The 15,015-nt window shown below is 58.7% G+C and carries 16 protein-coding genes; 12 read left to right on the top strand and 4 right to left on the bottom strand.

All coding sequences use genetic code 11. The annotated features are described in order from the left end of the window. The first annotated feature begins 1 nt into the window (after window position 1). The gene (locus HMPREF2547_RS00605; RefSeq protein ID WP_070566238.1) at window positions 2-586 is read left to right on the top strand and encodes a hydrogenase maturation protease; all 585 of its coding nucleotides are present in this window, start codon (window positions 2-4) and stop codon (window positions 584-586) included. On the opposite strand, the gene HMPREF2547_RS00600 is transcribed toward HMPREF2547_RS00605, so the two are convergent. Then, window positions 583-942 carry a hydrogenase maturation nickel metallochaperone HypA/HybF gene (locus HMPREF2547_RS00600; protein WP_187403833.1) on the bottom strand — a complete coding sequence of 120 codons (360 nt, stop codon included), beginning with the start codon at window positions 940-942 and terminating at the stop codon, window positions 583-585. The two genes, HMPREF2547_RS00605 and HMPREF2547_RS00600, sit on opposite strands and share 4 nt — an antisense overlap. Window positions 943-982: 40 nt before the next feature. Between HMPREF2547_RS00600 and HMPREF2547_RS00595 the strand changes: the two genes are divergently transcribed. Together HMPREF2547_RS00595 and HMPREF2547_RS00590 are read left to right on the top strand one after the other, a co-directional pair. Continuing rightward, window positions 983-2,338, top strand: a complete 1,356-nt coding sequence (locus HMPREF2547_RS00595; protein ID WP_070604417.1) for a nickel-dependent hydrogenase large subunit — start codon at window positions 983-985, stop codon at window positions 2,336-2,338. A 4-nt stretch (window positions 2,339-2,342) separates the two neighbouring features. Further along, window positions 2,343-2,603: a HypC/HybG/HupF family hydrogenase formation chaperone gene (locus HMPREF2547_RS00590; protein ID WP_016422191.1), complete on the top strand. Its 261-nt coding sequence runs from the start codon at window positions 2,343-2,345 to the stop codon at window positions 2,601-2,603. Here the strand turns inward: HMPREF2547_RS00590 and HMPREF2547_RS00585 are convergent. Continuing rightward, the gene (locus tag HMPREF2547_RS00585) at window positions 2,600-4,234 is read right to left on the bottom strand and encodes an LCP family protein (RefSeq protein WP_370449627.1); all 1,635 of its coding nucleotides are present in this window, start codon (window positions 4,232-4,234) and stop codon (window positions 2,600-2,602) included. The two genes, HMPREF2547_RS00590 and HMPREF2547_RS00585, sit on opposite strands and share 4 nt — an antisense overlap. A 168-nt stretch (window positions 4,235-4,402) precedes the next feature. Between HMPREF2547_RS00585 and rfbD the strand changes: the two genes are divergently transcribed. The 4 genes from rfbD to HMPREF2547_RS00565 all read left to right on the top strand — a co-directional run bounded on the left by rfbD (window position 4,403) and on the right by HMPREF2547_RS00565 (window position 8,200). Further along, entirely contained in the window at window positions 4,403-5,377 is a 975-nt protein-coding gene (rfbD, locus tag HMPREF2547_RS00580; protein ID WP_049172786.1) for a dTDP-4-dehydrorhamnose reductase, read from the top strand. A gap of 11 nt (window positions 5,378-5,388) precedes the next feature. Beyond that, window positions 5,389-6,312: a glycosyltransferase family 2 protein gene (locus HMPREF2547_RS00575; RefSeq protein ID WP_049193297.1), complete on the top strand. Its 924-nt coding sequence runs from the start codon at window positions 5,389-5,391 to the stop codon at window positions 6,310-6,312. A gap of 41 nt (window positions 6,313-6,353) precedes the next feature. Continuing rightward, window positions 6,354-7,511: a mannose-1-phosphate guanylyltransferase gene (locus HMPREF2547_RS00570; protein WP_049191147.1), complete on the top strand. Its 1,158-nt coding sequence runs from the start codon at window positions 6,354-6,356 to the stop codon at window positions 7,509-7,511. Between the two features lie 320 nt (window positions 7,512-7,831). After that, complete coding sequence (locus HMPREF2547_RS00565) at window positions 7,832-8,200, top strand: WhiB family transcriptional regulator (protein ID WP_005510060.1); 369 nt, start codon at window positions 7,832-7,834, stop codon at window positions 8,198-8,200. Between the two features lie 371 nt (window positions 8,201-8,571). Here the strand turns inward: HMPREF2547_RS00565 and HMPREF2547_RS00560 are convergent, their stop codons facing one another. Further along, window positions 8,572-9,054: a metallopeptidase family protein gene (locus tag HMPREF2547_RS00560; RefSeq protein ID WP_070439494.1), complete on the bottom strand. Its 483-nt coding sequence runs from the start codon at window positions 9,052-9,054 to the stop codon at window positions 8,572-8,574. 172 nt (window positions 9,055-9,226) lie between these two features. On the opposite strand from HMPREF2547_RS00560, the gene HMPREF2547_RS00555 reads away from it, so the two are divergent. The 4 genes from HMPREF2547_RS00555 (at window position 9,227) to manA (ending at window position 13,474) form a co-directional block, all read left to right on the top strand. Next, window positions 9,227-9,634, top strand: coding sequence for a DUF3499 domain-containing protein (locus HMPREF2547_RS00555; protein WP_005509890.1), 408 nt, complete (start codon window positions 9,227-9,229; stop codon window positions 9,632-9,634). Between the two features lie 116 nt (window positions 9,635-9,750). Continuing rightward, the gene (locus HMPREF2547_RS00550) at window positions 9,751-11,130 is read left to right on the top strand and encodes a phosphomannomutase/phosphoglucomutase (RefSeq protein ID WP_083295704.1); all 1,380 of its coding nucleotides are present in this window, start codon (window positions 9,751-9,753) and stop codon (window positions 11,128-11,130) included. 38 nt (window positions 11,131-11,168) lie between these two features. Continuing rightward, complete coding sequence (locus tag HMPREF2547_RS00545; protein WP_070604414.1) at window positions 11,169-12,185, top strand: hypothetical protein; 1,017 nt, start codon at window positions 11,169-11,171, stop codon at window positions 12,183-12,185. Between the two features lie 86 nt (window positions 12,186-12,271). Further along, entirely contained in the window at window positions 12,272-13,474 is a 1,203-nt protein-coding gene (gene manA, locus HMPREF2547_RS00540; RefSeq protein ID WP_049172794.1) for a mannose-6-phosphate isomerase, class I, read from the top strand. Here the strand turns inward: manA and HMPREF2547_RS00535 are convergent. Continuing rightward, the gene (locus HMPREF2547_RS00535) at window positions 13,471-14,229 is read right to left on the bottom strand and encodes a hypothetical protein (protein WP_069359452.1); all 759 of its coding nucleotides are present in this window, start codon (window positions 14,227-14,229) and stop codon (window positions 13,471-13,473) included. The genes manA and HMPREF2547_RS00535 overlap by 4 nt on opposite strands. A 350-nt stretch (window positions 14,230-14,579) precedes the next feature. Here HMPREF2547_RS00535 and HMPREF2547_RS00530 point away from each other — a divergent pair, with 350 nt between their 5' ends. Next, window positions 14,580-14,954: a DUF4259 domain-containing protein gene (locus tag HMPREF2547_RS00530; RefSeq protein WP_038627901.1), complete on the top strand. Its 375-nt coding sequence runs from the start codon at window positions 14,580-14,582 to the stop codon at window positions 14,952-14,954. Window positions 14,955-15,015 lie beyond the last annotated feature (61 nt).

Raw genomic sequence — 15,015 nt, 5'->3', positions numbered from 1 at the left:
GTTGGTGACGGTTCTTGGCATCGGCAACCCCGTCATGGGCGACGACGGCATTGGTCTCGAGCTGCTGAGGCGTCTTGCCCCAGAACTGGAATCTGCAGGCATGGGGCAGACAACGCAGGCTGGGGATTCTGCGCATCTGGTCTGGTCGCCCTCCAACCTCGATGATCCTGCGAACCTCGCCGGGCGAGGGGACGAATGGACGGGTGCGGTTGCCTACATCGATGGTGGCACCTGCGGTATGGAGTTGCTGCCCATCGTGCAGGAGGCCAAGAACCTATTGTTGCTCGACGCTCTCGCTGGTCCGGGGGATCCCGGTACCGTCGTCAAGCTCGTCGGTGACCAGATCCCTAGACTATTGGCGGCAAAGCTGTCCGCGCATCAGGTCGGCTTGCTGGATTTGCTCACCGCGGCGCGACTGCTGGGACAGGAGCCTGAGCGCGTCGGTGTGGTGGGAGTGGTCTACGAGTCTGCCGACATGGTGGTGGGGCTCAGCAACACGGCACTTGGCGGCATTGAGGAGGCGACTGAGGTTGCGCGCGAGCTCATCGACAGCTGGCTTGCCGACGAGCGCGAAAGCGACGTCTAACTCTCGCCCTCAGCGTTGACCTCAACACTGGAGATTTCAAACTCGCGGCCGTGCCGCAAATCCGCAGTTGGGGTGCCGCAGACAGGGCAGGTTAGAGCATAGAATTCATCAATTTCATGCTCGGCCTCGCAGGTGGGGCAGTAGACCGTCGAGACAATGAGCTCGGCATCTAACTCGGCGCCCTCACACTGCGTCGCGGCACTGGCCACAGGCCATGCGGCGATGAGGGAATCGTAGACGACTCCGGAGCGGTCGCCCACACGCATTGACACCTTTGTCACGGTACGTCCCGGGCAGACCTCGGCAATCTTTTCCACCACGCTGGTCAACAATCCAAGTTCATGCACAGATACCATTATGGCGAAGCACTCAGCGCGAAGGAGGCGCAGGCGGACCATGTCATCCAAATCCGTTCCGGCTACCCAGCACATCCAGCTCGATGAGCTTGTTGACCCATTCGAGGCACGACTGGATGTCTATCGCGATGACAACGGTGCCATCACACAGGTGTCCTTCGACCTTTCAGGGCTGCCGCGTATCGACGGGATGCTCGTGGGCAAGCAGGCATTGGATGTGCCAGATATCACCAAGCGGCTGTGTGGCCTGTGCCCGGTTGTGCATCATCTTGCAGGCGTACGGGCGGTGGAGGACCTCTACAGGATTTCCGACATTCCCCGAACCGCACAGTTGATTCGAGAGCTGCTGGTGGCCGGGTCGACCTTGGATAATCTAGCGACCAAGTTTGTGGCCGTCGACCGCGAGGGGGCGCGGACAATGAAGCGTGCCGGAAAAGCTCTGATGCGTGCAGCGGGGGCACCGTCGCATTTCCCAGATGTCGCCGTCCCCGGCGGTGTGCGCGCGGCAGTGGATAAGACGCTTGTTTCTGAGGCAGAAAGTGCCCTAGAGGCGCTAGCTGAGACGGCGGTAATCAAGGAAGTGGAGCTTCTTGCCGCCCCCGATGCTTCTGATGCTTGGACGGATACTTTTGACGGTCTCGACGTCGCAGTCGTCGACGCTGACGGTGAGCTGGCTCCGCTGGGAAATTACCTGGCAGTCGCGCGGCACGACACCGATACCGCAGCGCAGATTTTCCCGGCTGCTGATTGGCCTACACGTGTTCGGGAATCCCGTCCGGGCGATGCCGCTCCCAGACCGGTGTTTGATGCCTCGAAGGAGCTGGGCAAGGATGGCTGTGAAGGTGAGCAGGCCGATTTCTACCGGGTGGGGCCGGTCTCCAGGCAGGTTGTCGTCGATAAGCGTGGAATCAGCCCACGCGACGCCCAACGCCAGCTTCTCGCCGACACCGTGGCCTGGGCGAAGCGGGTGCTTGCCGACGGGGAGCTGCTCGGCGACCATGTGTGCAATCCGAATGCTGCGACGGCGATTGAGAATGCTGACTTTGAAGAACCTCGCAGCGGTGTCGGGATGATTGACGGGCCACGTGGGCTGTTAGTGCATCGTTATACGGCAGGAGCTGACGGCATCATTACGGATTGTCAGATTATGACACCGACTGCGCAGAATGAACCCTGGCTGACGCGTATGCTTACCGAGCAGCTGTGCGGTGGCGGGGAGACTGCGGGGGTCGAGAAGTCGATTTGGGCCGCTGATCCGTGCCTACCGTGTAGTTCGGCACCTGCGGGAGTGATGACATTCACGATGCAGGAACATGCCGGTGCACCTGCGGACAATATAACAACGGATAGCCCTGGTTCGGCGGACGCCCCGACTGTAGTGGAGAGGACGAAGTAACACGATGTGTCTTGGAATTCCTGCCCGGGTTTTGGCAATCGCCGATGGTCCATTGCCGATGGCGACGGTGGATATGGCGGGGCAGAAGCGGCAATGCTCGGCAATGTACGTGCCTGAGCTGGTGGCAGGTGATTGGGTGTTCGTCCAGAACGGGTTCATCATGAACGTGCTGGACGAACAGGAGGCCAAGGAGGCCTTGGCCGCAATTGAGGAATATAACCTCATCGAACATGTCGCTGAGGTCTCCCCGAAGGGACGGGCCTAGTTCACGCAGGTCACGCCGGCGGCGTCGATAGCGGGGCGATCTTCCTGCGGAATTGCCCCGCCTTCCTGGCCGATGACATCGCCATTGGAACCATCTTCGACTTCAGGCGCGGGTTCGGCACCGTCGCCCGAATCAGCGGCCATTCCCTCTGATGTCAATCCCGGGCCTTCGTAGTCACCGGCAATTGTCACTGAGATGTGGTGCGGATCGAGGTATGGATCGTGGACAATCGGTACGCCACCGAGTGCCTCAGAGATGGCCTGCGCTGCCGGATCCTCTGGGTCAGCCGCATTGATCTGGCTGGAGGCAACGCCGGCGAACTCAGCGTTGCCGACCTCGCCCTGGGTGTAGCCCTTTTCCGTTAAGAAGCCTGAGACGCCGCTGGCCAAACCTTCAATGCCTGTGGCGTTGTAAACGCTGACCGTAGTTTCAGCCGCGTTGGGGTCAGCCTTCTTTTCGTCTTCTTCCTTCGCCGGAGCTTTTTCTTCCTTGGTGCCCAGCAGGGTCTCGAAGTACTTGTGAACCTGGCCCTTATCGATTGTGACCACCGACTCGCCATAGTCACCGACACCGTCAATCGAGGTCACCGGGATAGTTTCAAACTTCACGTTGCCACCACTGAGGCCCTGCATCTGGGTAGCAAATCCGGTGACATCCCAGTTGTCGTCGAGTACCACCGAGCGCTGGACAGCATTGCCCAGTTCAGACAGCTTCGCGGGATTAGACAGCGTGCCAGCGCCGAGCAGCTTATTGGTGAACGAGGCCATGAAGACCTGCTGGCGAGTAATTCGGTCGAGGTCACCGCGGGGCAGACCATGGCGCTGGCGGACGAATGAGAGCGCGTCGGCACCCTTCAATGTCTGTGAGCCCGCTGGGAAATCTGCACCCGAGAACTCGTCGTAGACAGCCTCATTCAGACATACATCGACACCACCAATGGCATCGGTGAGCAGGACAAAGCCGAGCAGACCAACTTCTGCGTAGTGGTCAACGGTGATACCGCTGAGATCGCTAATGGTTTCAATCAGAGCTCTACGTCCGGCCTCGGTCGAGCGACGCTCAATGTCTTCCGGCGAGGCCCCGCTTCCTGCGAGTTCTTCTTCCACCATCTGCTTTGTATTGCCGTAGACACCATTGATCTTTGTGTTGCCTAGGCGATTGGTGTGGACATAGGTATCGCGCGGAATGGAAATTGCCGTCGCTGAAGAACCATCGGCAGGAACACGAATCACAATAATCGTGTCTGTATTCGTGGCTTCTTCGTCGCCGGCACGCAGAAGCTCAACTTCTTCCGGAGTCAGCGGGTTGCCCTGGGCATCGGTGCGGGAGTCGGAGCCGACGAGCAGAATATCGGTTGCACCGTCCTTCTCACTGCCCAGACCGAAGTCGCCACCCGAACCCAAGTTGTCGGTGGTCCTACCGAGTGTCCACCAGCCAACTGCGGAAATAACCAGGATAATGGCCGAGAGCAGCACAAGCGCATTGCGCAGCATCGGCGGCCAAGCTTGGGCGGTACTCTCTGCAGAGGACGGTGGCGCTTGAATATCGCGTGCGTGACGCGCGCGTGGCGTGTGGCTGCTCAAACCGGGGCTCCTCTTAAACCGTTTTCGAAAATATAATTTGTGCTGCATGTCTGCGTGGGCATTCCACACATCGTGGAGAGCAGTAAGCAGCTGCGGAAACTACATAAACCTTAACCGTCCAACCGTGTGCGGTGGCACCTCAACACAGTGTCAATCCGTATCCGGTTGCACCTCAACACAGTGTCAATCGTATCTACGATAGTGATAAAGAAGAATATGTCTGAAATATCAGTCTCGCATTTCGCCACTCATGGACCAACCCACAGCAATTCGCGGCGTCCCATTGTCGCCATAACTGGTGCTGCTGGACAGCTGGGTACTGCGCTTCAGCGTGATTCTTTCGCCGCCGATGTTGAGGTGCGCGCTCTCACTCGGGCACAGTTGGATATCACTGATTCGGATGCTGTGGAGGCAACGCCTCTGCTTGACGACGTCGACATCATCATTAACGCGGCAGCGGCGACCGATGTCGATGGTGCAGAATCCGATCCCGGTTCGGCACACCTAATCAATGCACTCGGACCGAAGTACTTGGCGGCTCGGGCGAAAAAGGAAGACGCGTATCTCATTCACATCTCCACCGACTATGTCTTCGGTGATGTAGCAATCGATGAGATGACGGGGCAGCGCCGAGCGCTGCGAGTTGATGATTTCACCGCACCTCAGACTATGTATGGACGTACCAAGTTAGTGGGGGAGAACAATGTGCGTGATTCGGGCGCGCGTTCCGCTATTTTGCGTACGGCGTGGGTCTGGTCGGGCCCCACACAGCCAGAGGCCAAGGACTTCGTCTCCACGATGATGCGTCTGGCGGAGACGGCGACTGATGACAAGGGCAATCCGGCAATTATTAAGGTCGTTGACGATCAGCACGGCAACCCCACCTTTGTTGGTGACCTCGCCGGAGCTATCTGGGAGTTGTGCGATCGCGTGTTGTCCGAACCGAGCAGCGCACCGACCGGCACCTTCCATGTCACGGGCAGCGGTGAGTCAACATGGTTCGAAGTGGCTCGCGAAGTGTTTCGGCTCATCGGTCACGATCCACAGCGTGTGGTGGCGTGTACCAGCAGTGAGTTCCCTCGTCCGGCCCCGCGTCCGGCCTGGTCCGTGTTGGATGGTTCCGCATGGAGTGAGGTAGGTCTACATTCACTTCCGGAGTGGCAGGACACTTTGCGGGCAGTCCTGACCTAGGGTCTAGGTTTGTGAATGCAACCTCGAATTCCCCGCAACCCTCGCAGCTTCCGCTCGGTGTGGTCACCGTGACCTTTTCGCCCGGTGAGCACCTGAGCAAGCTGGTGGATTCGCTGGGCTCCGCCGCCAGTGCCTCCACGCGTCTGATCATGGCCGACAACGGCTCGACGGATGGTTCCGTGGAGAAGGAAGAAGCTCGGGCTAAGGAGACCGGAGCGGATGTTCAGCTTCTGCGCACCGGCGGCAACATTGGCTATGGCGCGGCCGCCAACCGTGGCATTGCGGAGCTGGGACGGGCTCGCCGTGCCGGTGAGATTAATCCTGACTACGTCATGCTGGTCAACCCTGACGTGGTGTTTGCCCCTGGCGCAATCGATGTTCTGTTGGAATGCGCGCAGCGCAATCCCAAAGCCGGAGCGATTGGTCCGCTGATTCGCGAGGCGGATGGCAGCGTGTACCCGTCGGCACGCGCGGTTCCTGAGCTTGTCAGCGGTATCGGACACGCGCTGCTCGCCGACATCTGGCCTACTAACCCTTTCTCACGGCGCTATCGGGATGACGCGGATATGGATCGCCAGCGACCGGCCGGCTGGTTGTCGGGCGCATGCCTGCTGCTGCGATGGGATGCGTTCGACCAGATTGATGGCTTTGATACCCGCTACTTCATGTACATGGAGGACGTGGATTTGGGCGACCGACTGGGCAAGGCTGGTTGGAGGAATATTTTCTGTCCTCGTGCAGAGATTCGTCACGCGCAGGGGCATTCTGCCAGTAAGCACCCAGAAATTACTGTAAAGGCCCATCACGAGTCGGCATACCGTTTTATGTCAGATCGCCTGCCGGGGCCGGCGCTGGCACCTGTGCGACTGGCATTGCGTTTGGGGCTGTTCCTGCGTGGCAAAGTCATAATCGCGGTCAAAAAGCGTAGGAATTAATTAACTGTTGGAATAATCCATCGAAGAAAGTTACCGATTTCATGACTACCGAAGTTCGTCCGAGTGCTGGGAATGGCTCCGCCTTCCAGCCGGGAGCGGATGCTGCACAGCAGGCGGGAGCCACGTTGGCTGAACAGACTGACGCTGTCATTCTGGTCGGCGGGCAAGGTACGCGTTTGCGCCCCCTTACTGTGAATACGCCGAAGCCGATGCTGCCCACGGCAGGGCATCCATTCCTGGAGCACCTGCTTGGCCGCATTCGTGCAGCAGGTATGAAGCACGTGGTATTGGGTACCTCCTACCGAGCTGAAGTATTTGAAGAACACTTCGGCGATGGTTCGGATTTGGGTCTCGAAATTGAATATGTCTTTGAAGCTGAGCCGCTGGGTACCGGTGGCGGTATCCGAAACGTCCTAGACAAGCTGCGCTATGACACCGCGATGATTTTCAACGGCGATGTCCTCGGCGGTACCGACTTGCGTGCGGTGTTGGGTACTCACGCGGAGAAGGATGCGGACGTCACGATGCACCTCGTACGTGTGCCGGATCCACGCGCGTTCGGCTGTGTCCCGACCGATGAGGATGGGCGCGTCCTGGAGTTCCTGGAGAAGACCCAGGATCCGCCAACCGATCAGATTAATGCCGGTATCTACGTGTTCCGCCGCGAGATTATCGAATCGATTCCGGCTGGTCGTCCTATTAGCGTTGAGCGTGAAATCTTCCCAGCGCTGCTTGACCGCGGTATGAACGTCTACGGTCACGTTGATTACGCCTACTGGCGTGACATGGGGACTCCGGGTGACTTCGTCCGCGGCTCCTCCGATTTGGTCCGCGGTATCGCGCCGTCACCGCTACTAGAGGGTAAGCACGGCGAAGCGCTTGTCGACGAATCAGCGTCGGTCGGTGGCGGCGCTCTTCTCTACGGTGGCTCTGTCGTCGGACGTGGGGCGGAGATTGGTGCGGGAGCTCGGATTGATCAATCGGTGATCTTCGACGGCGCACGCATCGGTGCCGGTGCTGTGATTGAGCGCTCTGTGATTGCCGATGGCGCCGATATTGGCCCGCGGACGGTCATCAGTGATGCCATTATCGGCGAGGGTGCCGTCGTTGGTGCGCGCTGTGAATTGATCAACGGTATCCGTGTGTGGCCGGGTGTCCAGATCCCCGATCACGGAGTACGTTTTTCGACGGATGTCTAGTCTGCAGCCTTCGGCGTGTCAGACTTTTGTCGGCAATATCTGATTAGAATTGCCGAAGTGTCGCCAAAGGTGCTGGTGAGAGGCATGTGGCGAATGTGATTGAGTTCAGGTGGCAGGTTTAGAGTCCGGGGGCCATCCTTCAACCTGAACTTAATCCCCAACGCGGGGGGAGGGGCTTCAGGGGCAATGAAAAGTATTGGGGCAAATTCTCTATTCGGCTTGACCGATGGTGGGTTACACGTGTGTAATCACAAATGTGTGTTTCGCACACTAAGCCCAATTTAAAGACCCGCAGCAACAACCATCAGGAGGCCCTCGGCATGGAAAAGTCCAGCATGTTTGATGGCGGCTCTGCTGTGGATAGTGAGACGAATGCGGGTGACATCGCTGTGAATGATAGCTCCTCTGAAAACCAGCCTCGGCCGTTGACAGAGTGGGCAGATGACCTTTCGGGGTTGTTTGAAGCCGTCGATCAGGACTGGCAGGAGCAAGCTCTGTGTGCCCAGACCGATCCAGAAGCTTTCTTCCCTGAGAAGGGTGGGTCCACTCGCGAAGCAAAGCGTATTTGTCGTGCTTGTGGTGTGCGAGATGAATGCCTGGAGTTTGCTCTCGAGCATGATGAGCGCTTCGGCATTTGGGGTGGCCTCTCTGAGCGTGAGCGCCGCCGTTTGAAGCGGCAGATTGGCTAGGGCAGCCGGGTCTGCATTTTATCCCTCGCTCGACCTCGCAGTTTCCCCTTGGGTAATACCCTGGGGGATTTTTCGGTGAAGGAGTTTTTCCTGCTCTCTAGGGTTAATAGACGAAAATATGTCCGCTCAGCATGTCGCTGGGTGGGCCCTTTTGTCGCTTAGTTCTTAATGCGAGTTACTGACTGCGTTTATGACAAAAATCGCCCGAAAAATGGCCTGAAAGTGTCATAAACTTGCACAGTTTCACATTTGCAGCCCGTATTCACGCGTGCAGCCGGTAATTTATGGGGCCTGACCAGTTACTATCTTGAGAATCACACACTGTTTGTCTATTAACCCGGTCTCTAGGGAGCTCCTTAGAAGAAAGCTTTCTACAGGAAGTTCTCGTCGAAACTAGGGTCCACCTCAACCGGATCAATGCCCAGATATACCGCCACCAGGCGGATCAGTACATATTGCAGCATCTGGTCCAGTTCCACTCGGCCCGAGACACGGCGCTCAATGGGGCGGCGGAACACTACTACGCAGGGGCGGGTGGGGTTGCCTACGCGGTCAATGCCAGCAGGGATAAGTCGTCCCAGCGGAACAGGTCCATCAGCGACAATCTCTTCCGGGAAGTACATGTCCGGGCGCAACTGCATGCGAGGAATCGTGTCGATGGCGATGTCCAGGTGCGACAGTTGTCGGGACCAGCGCTGATCCAATGGGGCATAGGCGTCAATAACCGCCTGGTCAAAAGCTTCTGAACGGCTCTTCCAACGAGGTACTTCCGGCGGCAGCAGAGGTCCCCGAGGTCCGCGACCGCGTCGCAGTGAGCGTCGCAAAGAGCGCGGAGTATAAGCCGATGAATTCATATTTGTTGAGCATAATCGGTCGGCCTGTCAACGTGGGTGAGGTCAACTTTCGGCCATGTCGCGGGTTTGCTGGGTAAGGCTGGGGTGCCCCGGGGAGCGTCGGAAAGCGAAAAACGCCCGGAGTGGGAGAAAAACTATCGAAACTTAAAGTTAGGGTCTAGACTTTGATGCCGTGAGTGTTTTTAGACGTTGTTGCCGGCCCGGCTGTGGCAAACCTGCCGTAGCTACGTTGACGTATGCCTACGCGGAGTCGACGGCTGTGGTGGGGCCGCTCGCCGCCGCGTCCGAACCGCATAGCTGGGATCTCTGTGAGAAGCACGCGCGTTCCATCACCGCACCGCTGGGTTGGGAGCTCGTGCGTTACGACGTGCCGACGCCCGCCCAGGACGATGATGATTTGACCGCATTGGCGGAAGCCGTCCGTGAAGCTGGCCGCAACGCGACTGGCCTGGTGCTGCGGGATGAGGTCGACAACCGTCCTCAGACCTACAAGATTGATTCCAGCCGTCACCCGTCGACGCGGAAATCCGCGCGCGGTCACCTGCATGTAGTTCGCGATCCGGAGGATTCGGACGACTAACGGGTCGGGCGCCGTGCCCCAGCTCATGCCATCTTGCCGCGGCATTTCTTTGTGAGAGCCTCTCTGGGGCTAGTATCATTTTTCACAAAACTGATACTTACCCAGAGAGGTTTTTCGTGGGCACTTACAATCGTTCCGATTTGGATGCCGTCATCAAGGCCTATGACGTGCGCGGTGTTGTCGGTGAGGGCATCGACGCGGACCTCGTCGGAGCCATCGGCGCCGCCTTTGGGCACATCATGCGTTCAGAGGGCGCAACGCGTGTCGTAGTTGGCCACGATATGCGTGAGTCCTCGCCGGAGTTGGCGGCTAGTTTCGCCGATGGCGCGGCAGCGCAGGGGCTCAATGTCACCCTGCTCGGCCTGACCTCTACGGACGAGCTGTATTTCGCCTCCGGAGTAAGGGAATGCCCGGGCGCGATGTTCACTGCCAGCCACAACCCAGCTGAATACAACGGCATCAAGATGTGCCGTTCGCTGGCCCGCCCAATCGGGCAGGAGACAGGGCTTGCTCAGATTAAGGACCTGCTTGTCGACGGAATTCCGGAGTACACCGGCACTCCGGGCGAAATTGATCGTGAGGATGTTCTGCAGGATTACGCGGCGTTCCTCCATGGGCTGGTCGACATTCGCTCCGGCCGTCGCCTGAAGGTTGCAGTCGATGCCGGTAACGGTATGGGGGGACTGACAGTTCCGGCAGTGCTCGGAGAAGACATGGATGTTGCTGATCTCTACTTTGAGCTCGACGGCAACTTCCCGAATCACGAGGCCAATCCATTGGAGCCCGCCAACCTCGTTGACCTACAGAAGTTTACGGTGGAGCAGGGCGCAGACATCGGTATTGCCTTCGATGGCGACGCTGACCGCTGCTTCGTCGTCGACGAGAAGGGCAACCCGGTCAGCCCATCGGCCATCTGTGCGTTGGTGACCACCCGCTACCTGGAGCAGAACCCGGGTGCGGCTATCATCCATAACCTGATCACATCGCACGTCGTGCCGGAGATGATTGTGGAAAACGGCGGAACCCCGGTTCGTACCCGTGTTGGGCACTCCTTTATTAAGGCGCAAATGGCCGAGCACAGTGCTGTTTTTGGTGGCGAGCATTCAGCGCACTACTACTTCAAGGAATTCTTCAACGCAGACTCCGGCATGCTGGCTGCCATGCATGTCCTGGCCGCACTGGCCGAGCAGGATAAGCCGCTGAGTGAATTCATGGCCGAGTACAACCGCTACGAGGCCTCCGGTGAGATTAACTCCCGCCTGGGTAGTGCCGAGGAGCAGCAGGCCAAGCAGAAGGAAATCGAGGCCGCGTTTGCCGATCGCACGGAGTCCTCGGACTGGATGGATGGCCTGACCATTGAGCTGGCGGACTCCAAGGCGTGGTTCAACGTCCGGGCCTCCAATACGGAGCCGCTGCTGCGTCTGAACGTCGAGGCTCCGACGCGTGCTGAGGTCGACGCTCTTGTCGACGAAGTTCTCGGCATCATCCGCGGTTAATCAACCCCACGCGCCCGTTTTCAGGCATGCTTGGGAGTATGACCTCGTCATTCGACTCCTCCCATAACCCGCGCCAAGAGGCCCTGTTCTATCGTATGGCCACTGCCGGTGCAGGTCTCAGAGCTGCTGCTTCCGCGACTCGCGGGGGTGCGTTTGCTCAACTTTCACTGCCGCGCAGTGCGGTCATCCTCGTGGGAAATCGTCGGGCGCAGCTCGCTGCCGAATCCGTGCGCGCGCTTGCCGACGATATCCGCTGTCCGGTGGTAATTGCGCATCAGTTGCCCAGTTATGTCGGTGCCCTCGACTTGGTCATCGTCTGTGACGACAACCCCGGCAGCCCACTGGGGGCAGCTCTGGCTGAAGCTGATAGGCGAGGTGCTGCCACGGTCGTGGTGGATCCCGGTGAAGGGCCACTGCGTGCCGCCGGTAGCCCCGATACGGTTGTGGTTCCGCGCCCGGCGATGGCGGAGTCCGCGTCCTTTACCGCCTATGTCGGTGCCATCGCCAGCGCGCTCACCGAATGCGGTGCCACCACCCTGGCTCCGGCCGGGGTAGTGGAGGAAGTCGCTGATGCGGTGGACGCCGATATTGCCGCCTGTGCTCCGCAGCGAGATGAAACAGTTAACCCCGCGCGGCAGGTAGCGCAGTGGGTGGCAGGCCGCAGAATGCTTGCAGTGTCGACGACCTCGGCGCTGGCGCCGGTAGCGGAACTGGCATCGTTACAGATGCTTGAGGCAGGCGTGGTCTCGGCAGCGTCGTCGATAAGCGAATTGTCTCTTAGTGTGGGCGCGTTGCTCGCTGCAGAACCCCAGGAAAGCCGCGATATTTTCTATGACCCGTTTATTGATGGTGGGGATGAAGGGGCGACAGTGCTACCGTTGGGGGCGATTGTTTTAGCTGCGCCGAACAATGTGGGCCACTACCGGGACCACTACGGCGAGGTTGGATGGGCTCGTGTGGAGTGCCCTGCGCTCGATGCGGAGACTCATCATCCACTGGTTGAAGTATGTGTTACTGCAGCCAGAGTTGGTGCGATTGCGGCGTTTTCTGCGTAATCGCCGGGTGTCACCGAAGGCTTTTGGGCCTTCGGTGAGATTGGCGTGCTCGCGCCAGAAGTGACTATTAGAGGAGTGATACGGGCATGGAGCTGTTGGACCCCGTGCTGCAGTCGTACCCCTGGGGGTCTCGTACACATTTGGCGAGAATCACCGGTGCGGACGCTCCCACATCGAAGCCCTGGGCGGAACTGTGGTTTGGTGCGCATGCACTGGCATCGGCCACGGTGGCCGGCACGCCGCTGGATGAGCTCATTGCGCAGGATCCGGCAGCTGCGCTCGGATATGCAATTGACACCGACAACGGCAGGCTGCCGTTCCTGTTGAAGCTGCTCGCAGCCGATGAGCCGCTGTCGCTGCAGGCACACCCCACCTTGGCAGAAGCTCAGGAGGGATTTGCACGCGAAAATGCGGAGGGCATTCCGGCCACTGCACATTTCCGAAATTACCGGGACAACAACCACAAGCCGGAACTTATTGTCGCCCTGACTACCTTCGACGCGTTGGCCGGATTCCGCCCGGTGGAGCGCACGAAGGAGTTGCTCGCGACGCTGGCGGTACCGGAGCTCGACCATTACATGGGACTGCTCGATGCCGCCGATGACGAGAGTGCTCTGCGGGCATTGTTTACAACGTGGTTGACGTTGCCCCAGGATGTCCTCGATGAGCTGGTCGAGGCCGTGGCTGCCAAGTGCGCGGATTACAGTGGCGATGACGAGGAGTTCTCGCGAGTAGCCGAGACCACTTGCGAATTGGCTCGAAAGTATCCGGGGGACCCGGGAGTCCTGGGGTCGATGCTGCTTAATCGCCTTCGCTTACAGCCGGGCGAAGCCATCTACCTTGGTGCTGGACAGCTGCATGCTTACCTCAATGGCATGGGCGTGGAAATCATGGCCAACTCCGACAACGTGCTGCGCGGAGGGCTGACCTCTAAGCACGTCGATGTCGTGGAGCTACTGCGCGTGCTCTCTTTCCGACCGCTGCCAGATCCGGTGCTGCAGTCGCGGCTGACCGATGATGGCTGGAATGACTATGACGCGCCGGTGCGCGAGTTTCGCCTTCGTTCGCGGGATCTGGAGCCGGGCGAACATGTTCTGCTCGACGAAGAATCCGCCACGGTTGTGTTGTCTACAGCGGGCACGGTGGCGTTGCGTCACGACGACTCCGTGGTTGAGGTTCCCAGCGGCCATGCGGCCTGGGTTCCGGCTGTCGACGCAGTCGATATTGAGCTGACTGCGCGCCAAGACGGGGCAACCGTCTTTGTCGCGACCGTCCCGCGGGTGGGTTAGTCCTCGTCGTTATCGAAGAGATTTCCCAGGAATCCGGAGTCCTTCGGCTTTTCCGGGATTGGGGAAATCTTGCTATTGCTAGCCCCATTGCCGCCAGTGGTGTCCTTCTCCGTCGAAGGGGTCTGGTCCTTCGGAGGTGTCGGCTCCTTCGGGGATGTCGGCTCCTTCGAAGGAGTCTTCTGAGGAGTCTCGGACGGAGTTGTGGTTTGCGTACCCGACTGGGACTGCGCCTGCGATGAAGGCGGCTTCGGCTCAGCTGCTGCACCACCATCGCCTTCCGGAAGACTGTCGTTCGGCTTTTCCGAGTTATCTTCCGGTAGCAGTGGCACCGGCTTGCTGGGCGTCGGCGAAGAAACGTCGTCAGAGGTGGGCTCTGTGGTCTCCGTGGTCGTCGGAGGTGTCGATGTCGTCGACGTCGGAGTTGTCGCACTTGAGCTTGTGGAAGTCGGGGGGATGTACGCCTGCGGTGGCAGGTACGGATCCTCAACGATCTCGGTGCTCGATGACGTGGTCGGACGAGATACTAGACTGTCGTTCGTCTCAGTCAGCGAGGAATCTGAATTCGGTTCAGTGGTCTGCTGCAGCTCGGCATCACTAGGAACTGGAGGCAGTGGAGCAGAGGTCTCCATTTCCGACTGAGAGCCGGCGTTTTCCGGATTTGCACCCTTGGCGGCATTGCTATCGGAGCAGCCTACGAGCGAAGCGCTCAGGGGAAGGGCTGCAAGCAGAAGAGCTCCAAAAGCCTTCTTCACCATGGTAGGTACTCCTTTCGTGTCATGCGTGAGGTCGCCCTGTAACGAAAAAGATAACAGTTGCATTACGAGGTCTGGGAACTAACTTAACATGCCCGTTATCTTCTCTCTAGGGTGAAAATTGTGTTGAAGGGATTAAATATGTCTCTCGAACTGTAAAAGTGACGAAAAGTCGGGTAGAACTTCGGTAAGGCCACATGCGGTTTTCCGGCTAGCGGTACGTGCAGGCGACAGCTTTTAGGTCGGCGGCCAGATTACCGTGGGCTCGTCGAAAAGCGCTCTTTGGAAAGCGCTCGTCGATAGGCGAAAACTGGCTATTGGTTCGAAGCGCGAAAGGAGCGTGGCCACCTATCATGTCCATCTGGGATACTGAGATTTTTGGTAGCGATTCGGTCATTGAACTCTTCGATGAGGTTCAGGATCTCGACTCACAGGATCGTGTTGGTGCATTGATTGATGCTGGCCGCATTGGGGTGGATTCCGAAAATAGCGATGAGAAAGCATGCGCACTCGCGGCGGCTGTGATCATTGCAATTTGGAATGGTGCGCCATTTAGCGGCGGTGACATTGTGGAGGACTACAGCTTCATCCGGGAGGGAATCTCCGAGGCGCACGGCAGCGAGGAAGATGCGTTGGCTATCGCATCCGAGGTCTTCGATAGTCTTCTGGGGGAACTCAGTGAGTCTGACCAGGCGGCGCTGGAAAACTGCGTCGAAGCGGTAGAGTAACTCTCGCGTCCCCAGTAGTAATTCTTTAAGAAGAATCTCACGTCAAAGAATCTAGAGAAAG

The sequence above is a fragment of the Corynebacterium sp. HMSC055G02 genome (genome assembly GCF_001809065.1).
GTDB classification, from domain to species: domain Bacteria; phylum Actinomycetota; class Actinomycetes; order Mycobacteriales; family Mycobacteriaceae; genus Corynebacterium; species Corynebacterium jeikeium_D.
The sequence above is the reverse complement of the archived record's forward strand: the minus strand, read 5'-3'. Positions and strand labels throughout refer to the sequence as shown.